Raw genomic sequence first — 15,892 nt, forward strand, 5'->3', positions numbered from 1 at the left:
GGCTATTTTTTCATTAATTTTCTAATTAAGCGGAATTTTTCCGTTTATTTCTCAGATTGGGCGCTAACCTGATCACCCCAATCGAATCTTATGACCATATCGTCGTACCGGCAAGGCAAAACGATAAACTTTCTTAACTTGTAAAGAAAGGCAGACAAGCTGCTGCCCTTCCTGCTTCAATAAAATTAGACGTATTTATTAGGCTTCATGTTAGGATCAGGGCAGGCACCTTTACTACCAAACAGGCCTCGGTAAAACATGATGTCAAGTTCATGGTCAATTTTTTGCAACGACTGCGGGGTCATATTGAATTTTTCCATATGCTGCCGATTGCGGAAGTACTGAAAGAACATATCGATGTAGATAAAAACTGCTGTATCGCTCAAATCATCGGCAATGTAACCGTCCTTACGCCCACGTGCAACGAATTGCTGCCAAAAATCGCTCTGGCTGTCAAAAAATAGCTCAAACTCATTACTGTCTTGAAAGATTTGGAAAATGAGTTCTGCCATCTCCGCATTTACACTACGGTGCGCATGCTGAGAAAGCAGCTGCATCTGTTGCAGGATCTCCGGAAATGACAGCGTCGGATCGTTCAAATAACCCATGAATGTATCGTGAAACTTAGTCAGGATCCGCATAACGACTGCCTGCGACAGTTCATCCTTGCTTGAAAAATAGCTGTAAAGGGTTGCTGATGAAATGCCAATCATTTGCGCTAAATCACGCATTTTTATCTCTTCCGGATCCGCCTTCAAATGCATTTTAGCGGCTGCCTCGAGAATACGCTCGCGCATCATGTCCTTTCGCTCACTTCGTTTCATTGCATATCCACGCTTTCATGCTCGTTTTTTCATTATTCATTTTAAGAAAAAATGTTATTTTTGTCAAAAAACTAAAACGATGTTGACTTTTCGTTTTAGTTTTTTTATATTTAAATGTGTATTAAAGAATAAAGGAGGAAACAAATGGCCTTTCTCGAATTACATGATATTCACAAAGCATATTTTTTAGGTAAAGAGAAATTTCCCGTATTGAAGGGCATTAACCTCCAACTGGAACGAGGCGAATTCGTTTCGATTTTAGGAGAATCCGGGGGCGGTAAATCAACCCTGATGAATATTATTGGCGGATTGGATCGTAAATTCACCGGTCAAGTAACTGTTGACGGAAAAGAATTGGATCATACCAAGGAGAAACAACTGGACAACTATCGCCGCCGCACGATTGGTTACATTTACCAATCGTACAATCTCATTAGTCATCTCAACATCGTTGAAAATGTTTTGGTTTCTTTAGATATGACGACGCTGAACAGCAGTCAGAGAAGAGAACGGGCTATCGCGTTACTTAAAAAGGTTGGTCTAGGTCAACATTTAAAGAAACGCCCAAGTCAACTTTCCGGCGGTCAGAAACAGCGTGTGGCTATTGCGCGTGCGTTGGCAAGCGATCCTGAAATTATCATTGCGGACGAACCGACAGGCGCTTTGGACTCCAAGAACACCGCAGAGGTTCTCAAGCTTTTGGAGCAGATTGCGGAGGAAGGGAAACTGGTTATCGCCGTCACGCATTCCCAAGAGGTGGCCAATCACGGAACACGGATCGTCCATCTTACCGATGGAAAAATTGATGGCGACACGCGACTCAAACCAGCCTATGAAATGCCAACGGATGCTCATAACGATTTTCAGGCAAAGCCGCTCTCCTCAGGAGCAAGTTATAAGAATGCGTTTAAACACCTCACCTTTAATTTTTGGCGTAATTCACTCATCATGCTGGGTACAGCGATCGGTCTGTTCGCCGTTCTGCTCTTTAGCGGTCTAGGAAACGGGGTCAACGCTTTCATCCAGGATCAAATTAATTCAATGATCAATCCCAATTCGATTACTGTGATGAAAAACCCGACCGGAAAGAAAATGAGCAGCGCTGAACTGCAGCAGTCGATGCAGCAATTTGCGAATGACCCTTCTAAACTGCTGTTTAAAGACACTCAGGTTGAGCGTCTGCGCGATTTAAAGCATGTGGACAAGGTTGAACCGGGCTATCAGCTCAGCACGTACACTTTATCCTACAACAAAAAGAACTCGAGCAGCTCAGGGATTCAGACGTGGACGAAGGCATTCGCCGACGATACGGTTAAAACGGGGCATGCACCTGGGAACAACGAGATCGTGATCAGTAAGAACCAGGCGATTTCCCTTACCAGTGCCAAAACTTACAAACAGCTTCAGGGGAAAACAATCAAACTTACTTTGCAATGGATCAATACGAAAAACCAGCCGATTCAGATCACGGGCAAACTAAAGGTTGTCGGGTTCACAAACGGTGGACAGGCCAGCATTCCGGCGGTAACAAACTACCACACCATGCGTGAACTGATTGAGAAGAAGAACGGTGAGACAAAGGCAAACTTTATTTCCGTTAACGTTACCGAACCAACCTATGTAAAACAAGTTGCCAAGAAGATCCAAGGGTTAAAGGATAACGATAAATACGTTTATGGAGCCATTACCGTCGGCGATATATTAGACACGGTCAATCAGTACGTCCAGATCGCCTCAATTGTTCTCGCTGCGATTGCCGGCATTTCACTTGTGGTTTCCGCCCTTATGATCATCGTGACTATGTACATGTCGGTATCTGAGCGAACGAAAGAAATCGGCATCCTGCGCGCACTCGGTCAACGCAAGAAAGACATTCGCCGACTGTTTACCGCCGAATCAATCCTGATCGGCTTGTTCTCAGCAGCTCTCGCCCTAATCTTTGCTTACGGATTCAGTGCACTGCTTAATCACCTGCTCTACGGTATCGTTAAATTCAACATGGTTCAGATTACAGTAGCGAACATTATTTCAACAGTCATCATCGCTCTGGTGATCTCGTTTATCGCTGCTCTGTTGCCGGCAAGACGCGCTTCACGACTGAATCCAATTGACGCGCTGTCTGCTGATTAAGTTAACGACCCGTTCACTCTTTCGAAATCTTCCTGATGGGAAGAAACAGGTGAATGTGAAATCATTAGTATGACCCCCAAAAATTTTTTGGAAGAACAGAATAACGTGATAAAAAAGACGACTCGAATTCATTTTTGTGAATTCTTGAGTCGTCTTTTTCTTGAGCTGGACGTTCCTTTACTCTTAAATGATGCGCATCAATTTTCGTATCTGATTAAATTATTTCTTTTTTGCATTTATGCATTTCTTCATTCGTGATCGTAAAGAGGATTTTTCCCATTGGTGTAATCGCTTTCAAAAACGGCAACAATTGGATAATCCAACATTACTCTACGATAACTCTTTTTAATCTTTTGACCTTAGCTTTATTTCTCTTGTATACCCAATTGGTGACCACGGGTGTTAATATGGCACTGATGATCACGGATGCTGCAATCTGCGGTGTCGCGATCGCAGCTATACTCGCTAAGTTTGGATCTACATTGACCATCGCAGCGGGAGTAGCTACTGCGCTCGCCGCTGTGCTGTTAATCGCAGCACCCGCAACCCCGCTCCCTCCAGTCAGTTTGTCTGAGAATATTCCAAAGATCCCGCCGATGAATACAACAATGAGACCTAAAAGGATACCAGATAGTCCGCCTTCAACCAACTGTGAGAAATTCATATTGGCGCCAAGCACAAATCCTAAAATGATAATAATGGGTGTCACTCCGGCTGATAAGTGCTTTTTCAAAAAAGTACTTGAGTTCGCCAGAATCATTCCCAAGAATAGCGGAAGAATTGATCCTACGATTGCCCAAAAAGGAATGGAGGCTTGCCCATTTGCATTCAATGCAATCATTGTGACGGTCGGTCCTACTGATATGGTAGTCATAGCCACCGCGCCACGGTCAACTTCATCGCCAAATGTAGCAGTGATTCCAGAGTAGAGCGCATTATTGGCCACGGACATGGCGCCGATAATCGCAATGGACGATAACCCTAGAAAATTATTATCAAAAAATGAAGCAACCGCAAGGCCCAGTAATACGGAAATAGCAATTTTCACAGAGATAATAACTCCACCACGATATAACGCCCTAGGAGCCTTGCCAAAGGATAACGTTGCGCCAATGAAAAACATAAATACTCCGACAAGCGGTGCTGTTCCATTAATAATAGCAGTGGTGAATCCTCCAATATTTAATACCTGAGGAACAATAGAATTAATGGTACAGCCAATAAACATTGGAATTACAATAGTATCACCAGGAATTTTAATCTTTTTAATTGATTCAAGTATCTGCATTTCTGTCCCCTCCCCGCTGTCAAAATGGATTAACCGTCTAGCACGATTCCTCCATCCACATCTCCAATTTCACCGTTAACAAAGCTTGCTAGATTTGATGCAAAGAATAGGATCATTTGCGCGATCTCAACCGGTTCTGCTCTTCTTCCGAGTGGGATCATCGAAATTACTTTCTTCTTCTTGTCAGCGTCTTCCGACAAGGCAGTTGTCATTGTCGTATTGGTATAAGAAGGGCATACCGCATTGCAGTGGATGTTGTATTTTCCGCCTTCCTTGGCTACCGCCTTAGTTAAGCCATTAACACCTGCCTTACTCGATGCGTAGGCCGCGGTTCCTAACAATCCACCGCCGATTTTGCCGGCAACAGACGAAACATTAACAATTTTTCCGCCTTGATTTTCTTTAAAATGAGGGAAAAGTGCATGAATCGTAGTAAAAGTTCCTGTTAAATTAATTTGAATTACTTTTTGCCACTCCGCATCGCCTAAATCTTCAAATTTTTTCGTACTGACGATACCCGCACAGTTAACGAGGATGTCAATTTTCTTGTGATTTTTTAGAATGGCACTAATGACTTCTCGAATATTTTCAGGGTTGCTTAAGTCCATTTTGTAGAAAGACACTTGATCGCCCAACTCGGCAACCGTTTGCTTTGCGACCGCTTCATTGATATCAACAATTATTGCCTTGCCGCCTCCACCAATAATTCCTTTAACAACTTCCTTGCCAATCCCTTGCGCTCCTCCGGTAACAATTGCAATCTCATTGGAAGCAGATACTTTACAAGTGGATCAACCATTGTGGCAAGATCTTTATTTGGCCACCAGCCTGTCGGGATAAAAAGTGCTGTAATCAAACCCCACGCAATAAATGCAGGCATATTCGGCAAGATCATTGAGCTTAGGAAATTACCAAACTTTTGAACTTTTACTTTAATACTTGAGCCTCCGGACATGATCTCTTCCTCCTTCAATTGATTATGTCACGTTGCTTTTGACATGACAGATCGTTTTAGGTAAGTAAACTATCAAATAAAACGCTTACATTTTTTTCTTAAAGCTTCTGTTCTCTATCTCTTATTCTTCTATTATAATGAGTAAGCGTTTACAAAAACAATACAAACTAAAGCCAGTTTTGCCACCTCATGCGTGACAAAACTGGCTCAATAGATTGCCATAGACTTTGAATTCCAGCATAGGTCCATTTAGGATTGTTTCTTAATCGTTTCCCCAGTTCGGCCGGTTTCCTGATCTGCCGGAAGCAAACGTACCGACTGAATCAGTTCATCAAGCTTGCCTTCGATGCGATGCAAGAGGAAAAAGGTGACAACAGCCGGAAAACCAACGTCCTTAACCATGGATAACCACACCTCCATGAACGAAACCTCCTTCCTTATCTTGGTATAAAATCAAGGTCGAAGAGAAGCATTGCTGATTCTCTCCGACCTCGTTTGATCCGTTTATTCGCCCAGTTCGATTGGTGTCGTGTTGTTTTCAGAAATACGTGCGGACTTAACAGCTGTTAAATCGCCGCCCAATGAGTGGAAAACATTTTCCGCGATAATGGTCGTCATCGCGTCTTTAATCGCAACAGGATCCGCGGGTTCAATTGGATCATTCAGCGACAGTGTCACACTTTTGCCCTCAGCATTTAAGAAAACAAGATTCAGTTTCTTCATCCCCTAATCCCTCCTTTCTCCTTTACTGCTCTCCTTCAAGATCAGCCGATAATTTCGGCTGTGTCGTTGCGCTCAACGGAAGAGAGCGCGTGCTGCTGCAATGGCGCGAGTTTCTGCGCGATTGCCAGCAAGCCATCCTGCGAAGCTTCCGGCTTGATATTTCTGAACGACTTGGTAAGCAGAATTTGCTCGCCTTTCTCATCCAGTCCACCGTTCAAATTCATTACGAACACCGATGCTGTGATTGTGCTGGTTGCCATCTTGATCACCTCCTACATGTAATACGTAGGAAGGTGCTGAAAAATATGGTGAAGTCCGCACGAATTAATCTGAATGAACGTGATGATTTATGAATTGGGATTTCAATTGGTGCTCAGAACCCACATCTTTAGCTTTGCCAAAGCCTCTGTCTGCGCCAAGGCTTGCAAATCGGCAAGTTTTCTAATAAATCACTTTGATCCTTAATGAAGTAGCGTGGCTGGAATAAAATAAGCGGAGTTTTTCCGCTTATTTCTCCGATTGGGTGCTTACCCTGATCACCCAACCGACTCTTATGAGTTTATCATCGTACCAGCAAGCCAAAACGATATTCTGCCCAGTGTCAAAAAAAGCCACCCGGTAGGTAACCCGGATGGCTTTTAAAGAATCTATTTAATGAAGCAATGCATATACTTGATCTTGATTTGACGCTGCATTCAGTGCGTTCACTACGCGTTTGTCCACCAATTTCTGTGCCGTTTCCGACAGGTAGTGCAGATGTGCTTCACTGCCCTTTGGCGGGATTAAAAAGGCAATGACAAAGGTTACCGGTTTTTGATCAAAGGTTTGCCAGTCTGTGATTGGTTCTTCGAGTTTCACCGCCAGCATTGCTGCTTTTTTTATGGTTTCAGACTGTGCATGGGGAATAGCAAAACCATTTTCCATACCCGTTGAACTTTGTTCTTCGCGTTTCTGGAATGCTTCGACTAATCGTTCTTGATCGCTCACAATACCTCTAGCCTGCATTTTCCGGGCAATAAATCGGAACAATTCATCTTTTGTTTGAATGCCTTTTTCAAAATAGATGTTCTCTCTATCCAAAAGGGTCTCTTGAGCTCGCGTCGGAGCAGATTCATTGCTTGCTGTAACTGCTTGATCAGCTGTATTCATTTCTGTTGCCTTCAAATTTTTGTTAAAGCGATGTTTCTGATCCATAGCAATTAAGTACCCGGACACTAATGCACCCGCAAGAATCGCCACAACCCAGAGCAGCGGATGGGTCACAATCGGCAGCACGATGAATCCGCCATGAGGTGCCGGTACCTGAACCTTCATATAATAGGTTAGGATCGCAGCGATCGATGAACCGACCATCAGTGACGGAATGACTGTAAACGGACTCTTCGCCGCAAATGGAATCGCACCTTCAGTTATGTGGGTGGAACCAAGTAGAAAGTTGACATAACCGGCATTGCGTTCTTCCTTTTGAAAATACTTACCGGCGAACAGAACGGCGAAACCAGTCGCAATCGGCGGTGCAATGCAAGCGGCAGAGACACCGGCCATGAAATAGAAGTTGCCTTGACCAAGCAATGCGACACCCGTCACATAAGCCGCCTTGTTTACTGGGCCGCCCATATCAAACGCACACATGATGCCGACAATCAATCCAAGAACAAGAGGACTTTGATTCTGCATATTGCTTAAGAAGTGCATCATACCTTCATTAACTGCTGTCATTGGCGAAGACAGTAAAACCATTGCGTACCCGCCAATGAGACCGCCCAGCACCGGAAGAAGAAAAATTGATTTCAGACCATCCAGTTGTTTTGGTAAACCCTTAAATCCTTGTTCAAGCAGCAAGATCAGATAACCGGACAAGAATCCGCTGACAATACCGCCAAGGAACCCGGTTCCACTCGTAGATGCAATCATACCGGTGATAAACCCAATCACAAGTCCTGATCGTTTGCCAATCGCTTGGGCAATGTATGCCGATAGAATCGGTACCATCAATCCCAGACCCACCTTACCAATTGCGTTCAGATTGGCTGCGAACACATTGTATTCGTTGCTTTTCGGGTCTGCTGAATTAATTCCGAACATGAATGAGATGGCAAGCAGCACACCACCGGCTACAACTACAGGAAGCATGTGTGAAACACCGTTCATTAAATAAACATAGAGCTTATGCGCAAATGATTCTTTTTCAATACTTATGCTCGCACTGCCACTACTACTTGGAGCATTTCCGCTTTTAAATAAAGGAACGGAACCGTTTACAATTTCATCAATCAATTTTTCCGGCTCTTTTATTCCTTTCGTTACCGAGACCTTGATCACACGTTTACCGGCAAAGCGGTCCTCGTCAACATCCTTGTCAGCGGCGATAATCACTCCGTCTGCTTCGGCAATCTCCTTTAGTGTCAAGCCATTTTCAATACCGGCTTGTCCATGCGTTTCCACCTTTATCTCAATACCTTTTGCCTTTGCCGCCTCTTCAAGCGCTTTTTTAGCCATGAACGTATGCGCAATTCCTGTCGGACAACCTGTTGCCGCAATAATTTTTGTCATGATTCTCTTGCCCCTTTCAAATGAGTCGTTATTTTAATTTGTTTCATTAATTCCTGAACATCGTTTAAATCGCTGAGCCCTGCGGTAAATGCCGTTGATGATCCCGCTGCTGTCGCATAAACCAGTGCATCTTCCAAGTTCTTGTTCTTGATCTGGGAACCAACAAAAGTACCAAGCAGCGTGTCGCCGGCGCATGCTGTATTGACGACTTCACCCTTAGGAGCTGTAGTGAAAAGGACATGGCCCTTATCCACATACATCGTGCCCCTCTCTCCGCGGGAAACAAGGATACGCTGTGCCCCCATGTTCAGTAACTTTTCCGCTGCTTTAATCAGGTTCGCTTCATCATTAAAAGACTCAGGGCTGACTGATAGCCATGCCGCCAGCTCCTCATCACTCGGTTTAATCAAATAGGGCCGATCTTCAAGGCAACTCAGTAATGCATTTGAGCTGACATCCAGGATCAATTGAAACCCCTTTTGCGCTGACAATTCGGAAATCTTTTTCAAAATCGAATCATCGACGCCTCTCGGCAGGCTGCCGGACACGAACAGCATGTCCTCTGAGGTAAGCTTACTCAGTTTATCAATCAATTGTTTTTGAGCGTCCAAACTGATTTCCGGTCCACGATTCACGGCTTTATATTCCATATCGCCTGCTTTTATAAATGTATTAATGCGCGTAATTCCATCGATTAAGACAAAGTCGGTCGTGATGCCGGTTCGATTCAATTCATCATCAATATACGTTCCTGTAAATCCACCTAAGAAACCGGTTGCTACACTGTCAATCCCCATTTTCTTAAGCATAAATGATATATTAATTGTTTTTCCATTTGCCTGATAATCTTCAAAGATACTTCGATTGACTAAATGAGGCTCGAAGCGGTTAAATTCAGTAAATAGATCAATTGCCGGATTCATCGTACATGTGTAGATCATGATTTTCCCTCGCCTTCACTTGCATCTTCTCTACTTTTTCATTATGCCATGATTGCCCATGAAAATGTTTTCGGAAAGGGATATAATTAATGTAAAGGTTTTCAAGTTGGAGGCTACGATGGATTTTACTTTTTTCGAACGCGTTAATCAATATTTTGACACACTCAGTGACAGTGAAAAATTTCTGCTCCACTATATTCAAGATCATTTGAACGAAATGCCGAAAATTTCAATCGTTCGTTTAAGCGAGAACGCGAACGTATCTACTGCAACCATTGTCCGTACAATGAAGAAGCTCGGTTACGAGGGTTTTACTTCCTTTAAGATTCGTCTGAAGGACGAGCATCAGCTTGCTCCTGAGTTCTCTGTTGTTGAAAAAGTTGATAAAAAGATCAAAGAAGCCATGCTGAAGAATGAACAAGAGGTCACAAAAACGATTCAAATGTTGGATAGCGGTACAATTGAAGATGTGCTGCAAAAGATCATTTATTCACGAAAAATTGTACTGTTCGCCCGCGGTTTTTCTGAATTGATCGCCAAAGAAATGACCGTTAAATTTCAACTCACCGGCAAATATTGCGAAATGCATGACGATCCGAACATCATCAAGACAATCAGCAAGCGCATTGAAAAGCAAGATCTCGTCATCTTTATCTCGCTTAACGGTCATACCGAAGAATTGGTCGAGGCAGCGGAAAATTGCAAAGCAAATGGGGTTAGCACAATTACTCTTACTGCCAATCGTGAAAGTCCGCTTTATGCCCTGTCCGAACTGGCGCTCGTCGGCTACAAATCGAATGTATCCTATTTTCCAGATTATGAAGTGCGCTCGCGGCTCCCGCTGCAGGTCATGGCGCGCATCATTCTGGATGCCTACGCCATTCGCACCCGCTCCTAATCTGTTTGTGCGGGTTTATGCGCGACTCCGCATGAAAAGTGCGGACATGCGCACCACAAATGCGGGGCGTGCGGAACTTTTTTGCAGTAAACTAAAAGAAAAAGTCGTCCCTATGCGAACCAAGATTGGAAGATCACTCATGAAAAGAAACACTTGGCTGCTCATTGTGTTGGCCGTCGTAATTCCGCTTATCATTCTGATTAATCTCTTTGTTCATAACGATCGTATTATTCCAATCCTTATTGGCTTGCTTATTTTTGGATCAGGAACATTTTTTAGATATTTAACGAAAAAAGGGTTGATAAAAAAAACAAAAGACAGATGATTTGTGTCTAACAAGACTCGCGTATCCTTGTTCGTAAAAAAAGTAGCGCAGCACGCTTTCAATTGACAACAAATCGTTCTTAGATCAAGAAAAATCAATCCACCGCTTCAGGACATGCTATGGTACACTATTAGAAATATCAGTTGATGACAACAATACTTTCGCAGAACACATTTACCGTTGTCATGACATACCTTGGAGGTTTAATGGACTCATGAAAAAGCAAATCGCAACAAATGCCGCACCTAAAGCGGTCGGCCCATATTCACAAGCTGTTCTTGCCGGAGACTACCTGTTCGCTTCCGGACAAATTCCTCTCGATCCCGCAACAGGAGAAATCGTCAAAGGCGGCATTGAGAAACAGGCTGAACGTGTCTTTCTTAATCTTCAAGCCGTATTGAATGAGGCAGACCTCAACTTTTCAAATGTCGTGAGTGCTACAGTCTATCTTGCGGATATTAATGATTTTGCGACCGTCAATGGCATTTACTCAAACTATTTCACAGGTGAAATCCTCCCGGCACGCTGTGCATTCCAAGTAGCTGCCCTGCCCAAGCAAGCAAAACTGGAAGTCTCCTGTGTCGCATATAAAGGATAAAAATCAAACAAGCCTGAACGCGAATTATTCTGCGTTCAGGCTTTGTTTCTATATAGAATAGACACTGTTCAAAATCTTCCAAGCCACTAATCTATTGCGCTTGTTTTCATTATTTTTCAATCAGCAGTGCGCGCATAATTGCTGCAAACCCATCCACTGCTTTTAACAATTGATCGATCTCAATGTATTCGTTATCTATATGTGCCAAGTTCTCTTGCGATGGACCGAAGCCGATTGTCGGAATGTCCGCCTCCCCAGCAAAGTGGCTGCCGTTCGTGCAAAACGAATAATGAGACAATTCCGCGGGAATACCGCTTTCGTGTAATGCTTGGAGCGACTTTTGCACAAAATCAGCTGTATCCTCATAGAGCCATGCCGGGAAAAAGCGTTCTGCCTCGATGGCTGCTCCTGTATAACACCTGTCGGTTCCTTTGGAATAGTAGACTTTAGCTTCAAAGGTCAAATCGTCTTCTTTTAATTGCTCGATCACTTGCTGAATCGGCTGCAGCACGGATTCCTTAGTCTCATTGACCAGTGTGCGTCGGTCGAAAGTTGCTCTGCAGGAAGATGGCAGCACCGATTTTCCCGGATATGGTGATGAAACAAGATCAGTTAACACTAAAATGCCTTTGCCCATGACCGGGTCTTCAGGAGCAGACAATTTTTCAATTTCTGCAAGCAGCTTCATCATTTGCAGAGCAGCATTCACTCCTTTTTCAGGATTGGCGGAATGCACCGACACACCCGTTGTTTCCACAACAACCTCTGCACGTCCGCGTTGGCCGCGATTCAGATTCAACCCGGTTGCTTCACCAATCACAACCACATCAGGATTGAATTTTTTGCTTACCGCTCGCGTTGCAACGCCTTCGAAAGTCTCCTCATGGACACTGCATGAAATGACAATCCGCCCTGGAAAACGTTTTTCGGTCTCGCAAGCAAATTGTTTGGCAGCGACAATCATTGCGCTGACCGACCCCTTCATATCCGAGCTTCCACGCCCATACAGTCTGCCGTCCTTTTCCACTGGTTGAAACGGATCGGTTGCCCAATGCTCGTTATTTACCGGTACTGTATCAATGTGACCGTCAAGCAGCAGGGTCGGACCGTCAATGGTTCCATTGATCACAAGAGCAACATTGCCAAGAGCATCAACAGAAACTTCATCAAATGCATCTTGTTCCGCAAAATCAGTAATGACTTTAGCCGCCTGTTCCTCAGAGCCCGAATAACTTTGCGCTGTGATCAGTGCCTTGCATAAATGAATCGCTTGGTCTTTCGTATTAAACATTTAGCTCGTCCCTCGACTTCCCAATAAGATTCGGATATCTGCCCTTCCACACAATATCATGATAAGATTGCTTATCCGTATCTCCTTCCGTACTGATCAGCAGAATGCGGGAAGACTCATTGATTGCCAATTTTTTTCGATCAGTTGCAAACTGCACTTCCGTGCAGAGCAGATAGAGCGCGCCCATGGTCACTGCACCTGATTCGCCTGAAATCACTTGATCGTCCCCTCGCAGCGGATTTCCGTAAACCCTCATCCCGAGTGCGGTCACATCGTCGGAGCATGATAATGCGCCATACGAATATTTACTCAAAAACTCATACGCTGCACGGTTAGGCTCTCCGCAGGCAAGTCCGGCCATGATGGTTGCCATGTCTCCGCCTACCGACTGCATCGCACCATCCTCTCGTTCAAAGGATTTAAAATAGCAATCCGCTTGATTCGGTTCGACAAGAATAATTTTTGGCGGCGCGTCAGGATATTTGTGAAGAAAGTATCCTGCAATTCCTCCCGCATACGATCCGACACCGGCCTGCAGAAAAATATGCGTTGGCGGCTCGAGCAATTGAGCCGATATCTCTTTGGCAATAGCAGCATAGCCCTGCATGATCCAAAGCGGTATCTTCTCATAACCCGGCCATGAAGTATCCTGGATCATCAAATAGCCGTTTTCACAAGCCATTTGTTCACATATTCTTACGGTGTCATCGTAATTCACATCACTTATTGCCACATCCGCACCTTCGGATTGAATTGCTTCCAACCTTCTTTGCGAAGAACCTTTCGGCATTCGAATTACTGACTTTAATCCAAGTTCGCGCGCAACCCAGGCGATGCCTCGCCCATGGTTTCCATCAGTTGCCGAAATGAACGTCAGGTCCCCAATTTTCTCTCTCACTTTAGTTGATTTCAGCATTTCAAAAGACAAAGCCTCAATGGGCAGTTTCAGCCTCTCAGCCAGACAGTTGGCGATCGCATAGATCCCCCCCATGACTTTAAAAGCATTCAGTCCAAAACGATATGATTCATCTTTCACATAGATCTTAGAGACTCCGAATTCACCGGCAAGCTTGTTAAGACTCCGAAGCGGCGTTTCTCTGTAGCTTTTGTGTGTGTTTTGAAAAGCAAGCACTTTATCAACCACAGCCTCGGAGAAATCCTGTACATCTGCCTTATCCACATGATTCCATAACCCTTTGTTTTTTTCTGTCTTTAACACATTACTCAAGGAACTAAATTCCTCCTCCACTGAACACTCCGGAACAAATCACCAATCACTACATTTGACCACCAATATGCTGTAAATCAAATCTCTATTATCTGCTCATGAGCGCTTTATTAAGCTTAATTTGACTATAAATTCAATTGTCTGTCTATTCAAGTATTGAAATGATACTTATTATTTTGATTTTACAGCAGATGATGTCACAATATATGACATGATAATTGTTTTAAAACCAAGACTTTGATATGGTAATAACGGCAGGAATATACGAAAAGTAACAAGATTGACTACTTTACGGTCTATCATTTTCAGGATTAAAGAGGAAAGCAGTATCAAATTGATACTCAAATATCAATTTGATACTTTATCGGGGTGATCTTCATGTATGTCGAATTACGCGATGTTCAATCCACCATTCAGCAAATTGTCATGGCGATCTCAGCTGTCTTGAAAATTGAAGTCGAGGTCGCTGACGCGGATTTATTTCGTATCGCGGGAACCGGGTTGATCAAACAGAAAATATGGCAGGAAATGAGCGGAGAAGATGCGGTTTACCGGCAGTGTGTCGAGAGCGGCCAGACGATAATCATTGATCGCCCGGGCTTTAACGAGATCTGCGCGCTTTGTCCCCATGTTGGCAATTGCGCAGAGTATGGGGAAATTTGCACCCCAATTAAAATTAATGAACAGGTCATCGGCGTAATCGGACTGATCGCTTTCAGCCCCGAACAACGCGAAAAATTATTTGGCGATCAAGATGCTAATGTCTATTTTCTCAAAAAGATGTCCGATGTGATCGCGACCAAAGTGAATGAAAACATCATCTTCAGACAGCAGCTGATCGCGGAAAAAAAGATTTCCACACTGGTTAACTGCATTGATATGGGGCTTTTAATGCTCAATAAAGGCGCTTGTGAATTCATCAGCGGCACCGCACGTAAAATGCTGCAGCTGCGCGATGAGGAAGAACCGAGCCAGGAGTTGATTTCCCAATTTTCAGGTCATCAAAAAATTGGAACAAATGGAGCAATTCTCTGGATTAACCTTGGATCCTATCGAAAGAAATTTTTCATCTCTGTACATCAAATTGATGTTCAGGAAAAGGATGAGGCGGAAGTTATTCTAATCGAAGATCCCGAGCACATCACTCAGATGGCCACTCATATAACTATTGATAAGCAAAATCAAACGAGTGGATTAATCGGTTCTTCACCGGCTATCCAAAATATAAAACACGTGCTCTCCAAGATAAAAGACGAAACAATCCCGATCCTGTTTAATGGTGAGGATGGCACAGGAAAAACCTTTGCTGCACATTTTGTACATGTTTCGGCAAACAAACCGGATGAACTCTTTCGAAAGGTTAATGCATCCTACTATTCGGAAAGCGACTTGAACCATCTATTATTCGGTGATCAAGCAAATGCGTCACAGCCGGGTTATCTGGAAAAATTGGACGGCGGCACACTCGTTCTGGATGAAATCGACCGCATCGGGCAATCCACCCAGCTTCTTTTAACTAAATTTCTTAGTGACAAGCTGATTGATCGTGAGGATCAGCCGTTTAAGGTCAATGTCCGTCTCATCAGCGCAACAAACAAAAATCTGATGGAACTTGTGCGAAGCGGGCGATTCCGTCAAGATTTATATTATAAAATCGGTGTCGTGCCGCTCTATATGCCGCCGCTCCGTCAACGCAAGGATGACATTATGATGCTCGCTGACTACTTCCTAAGTCTATTGAATTTAAAAACGGAATCCTTTCGTAAAACCTTTGCCCGCGAGATCCAAAATGTCGTCGCCAGCTATGATTGGCCGGGAAATATTCAAGAACTCTCCAATGCTGTCGAATACGCATTTAATGTTTCTGATGAACCAGTTATTCGCGTGGACCATTTTCCTGATTATTTGCTCGAAAAATATCGGCACCGCGCAAAGCAATCGAATGAGATTTTCAATCTGCATGTTATCGAAAGAGAAACAATAAAAAAGGCGCTGATTAAAATGAAAAACGAGGGCAAGAAAAAAGAAGATGCCGCCACCCTGCTTGGCATTGGACGCGCCACCCTGTTCCGGAAAATATCCGAATATCAATTGAACGCGTGATGATGCCGTTCGTTCTTCATTGCTGAATTCTTGAG

General features: G+C 43.8%; 15 protein-coding genes and 1 pseudogene. 5 read left to right on the plus strand and 11 right to left on the minus strand.

The window, feature by feature from the left end; all coding sequences use genetic code 11:
- Positions 1-185 precede the first annotated feature (185 nt).
- The gene (locus ABWW58_RS14170) at positions 186-824 is read right to left on the minus strand and encodes a TetR/AcrR family transcriptional regulator (RefSeq protein WP_353869734.1); all 639 of its coding nucleotides are present in this window, start codon (positions 822-824) and stop codon (positions 186-188) included.
- Positions 825-968: 144 nt separating this feature from the next.
- On the opposite strand from ABWW58_RS14170, the gene ABWW58_RS14175 reads away from it, so the two are divergent.
- Positions 969-2,954, plus strand: coding sequence for an ABC transporter ATP-binding protein/permease (locus ABWW58_RS14175; protein WP_353869735.1), 1,986 nt, complete (start codon positions 969-971; stop codon positions 2,952-2,954).
- A gap of 325 nt (positions 2,955-3,279) precedes the next feature.
- Here ABWW58_RS14175 and ABWW58_RS14180 read toward each other — a convergent pair whose 3' ends face one another.
- The 8 genes and pseudogenes from ABWW58_RS14180 to pfkB all read right to left on the minus strand — a co-directional run bounded on the left by ABWW58_RS14180 (position 3,280) and on the right by pfkB (position 9,414).
- On the minus strand, positions 3,280-4,242 hold the full coding sequence (locus ABWW58_RS14180; RefSeq protein ID WP_353869736.1) for a 2-keto-3-deoxygluconate permease: 963 nt from the start codon (positions 4,240-4,242) through the stop codon (positions 3,280-3,282).
- A gap of 29 nt (positions 4,243-4,271) precedes the next feature.
- Positions 4,272-5,003 carry an SDR family NAD(P)-dependent oxidoreductase gene (locus ABWW58_RS14185; protein ID WP_353870007.1) on the minus strand — a complete coding sequence of 244 codons (732 nt, stop codon included), beginning with the start codon at positions 5,001-5,003 and terminating at the stop codon, positions 4,272-4,274.
- Between the two features lie 2 nt (positions 5,004-5,005).
- Positions 5,006-5,197 (minus strand): annotated as a pseudogene (locus tag ABWW58_RS14190) (PTS mannitol transporter subunit IICBA); the annotation flags it as partial.
- A 249-nt stretch (positions 5,198-5,446) separates the two neighbouring features.
- Entirely contained in the window at positions 5,447-5,617 is a 171-nt protein-coding gene (locus ABWW58_RS14195; RefSeq protein ID WP_353869737.1) for a YvrJ family protein, read from the minus strand.
- Positions 5,618-5,701: 84 nt separating this feature from the next.
- Positions 5,702-5,920 carry a DUF2922 domain-containing protein gene (locus ABWW58_RS14200; protein ID WP_353869738.1) on the minus strand — a complete coding sequence of 73 codons (219 nt, stop codon included), beginning with the start codon at positions 5,918-5,920 and terminating at the stop codon, positions 5,702-5,704.
- Positions 5,921-5,961: 41 nt separating this feature from the next.
- On the minus strand, positions 5,962-6,180 hold the full coding sequence (locus tag ABWW58_RS14205) for a DUF1659 domain-containing protein (RefSeq protein ID WP_353869739.1): 219 nt from the start codon (positions 6,178-6,180) through the stop codon (positions 5,962-5,964).
- 391 nt (positions 6,181-6,571) lie between these two features.
- Complete coding sequence (locus ABWW58_RS14210; protein ID WP_353869740.1) at positions 6,572-8,473, minus strand: fructose-specific PTS transporter subunit EIIC; 1,902 nt, start codon at positions 8,471-8,473, stop codon at positions 6,572-6,574.
- Positions 8,470-9,414 (minus strand): 1-phosphofructokinase, encoded by a 945-nt coding sequence (gene pfkB, locus ABWW58_RS14215; RefSeq protein WP_353869741.1) that lies wholly within the window; start codon positions 9,412-9,414, stop codon positions 8,470-8,472. The genes ABWW58_RS14210 and pfkB overlap by 4 nt, the downstream gene beginning before the upstream one ends.
- Positions 9,415-9,532: 118 nt before the next feature.
- Here pfkB and ABWW58_RS14220 point away from each other — a divergent pair, with 118 nt between their 5' ends.
- The 3 genes from ABWW58_RS14220 to ABWW58_RS14230 all read left to right on the plus strand — a co-directional run bounded on the left by ABWW58_RS14220 (position 9,533) and on the right by ABWW58_RS14230 (position 11,235).
- Positions 9,533-10,312: a MurR/RpiR family transcriptional regulator gene (locus ABWW58_RS14220; RefSeq protein WP_353869742.1), complete on the plus strand. Its 780-nt coding sequence runs from the start codon at positions 9,533-9,535 to the stop codon at positions 10,310-10,312.
- Positions 10,313-10,451: 139 nt separating this feature from the next.
- Complete coding sequence (locus ABWW58_RS14225; protein WP_353869743.1) at positions 10,452-10,637, plus strand: hypothetical protein; 186 nt, start codon at positions 10,452-10,454, stop codon at positions 10,635-10,637.
- Positions 10,638-10,851: 214 nt separating this feature from the next.
- Positions 10,852-11,235 (plus strand): RidA family protein, encoded by a 384-nt coding sequence (locus ABWW58_RS14230; RefSeq protein ID WP_353869744.1) that lies wholly within the window; start codon positions 10,852-10,854, stop codon positions 11,233-11,235.
- A gap of 109 nt (positions 11,236-11,344) precedes the next feature.
- Here the strand turns inward: ABWW58_RS14230 and ABWW58_RS14235 are convergent, their stop codons facing one another.
- Together ABWW58_RS14235 and dpaL are read right to left on the minus strand one after the other, a co-directional pair.
- Entirely contained in the window at positions 11,345-12,526 is a 1,182-nt protein-coding gene (locus tag ABWW58_RS14235; RefSeq protein WP_353869745.1) for a YgeY family selenium metabolism-linked hydrolase, read from the minus strand.
- Positions 12,519-13,745, minus strand: a complete 1,227-nt coding sequence (gene dpaL, locus ABWW58_RS14240) for a diaminopropionate ammonia-lyase (protein WP_353870008.1) — start codon at positions 13,743-13,745, stop codon at positions 12,519-12,521. Before dpaL ends, ABWW58_RS14235 begins: the two co-directional genes overlap by 8 nt.
- Positions 13,746-14,132: 387 nt before the next feature.
- On the opposite strand from dpaL, the gene ABWW58_RS14245 reads away from it, so the two are divergent.
- Positions 14,133-15,857, plus strand: a complete 1,725-nt coding sequence (locus tag ABWW58_RS14245) for a sigma 54-interacting transcriptional regulator (RefSeq protein WP_353869746.1) — start codon at positions 14,133-14,135, stop codon at positions 15,855-15,857.
- The last annotated feature ends 35 nt before the right edge of the window (positions 15,858-15,892 follow it).

Origin of the sequence: Sporolactobacillus caesalpiniae (genome assembly GCF_040513385.1) — a bacterium.
GTDB lineage: Bacteria > Bacillota > Bacilli > Bacillales > Sporolactobacillaceae > Sporolactobacillus.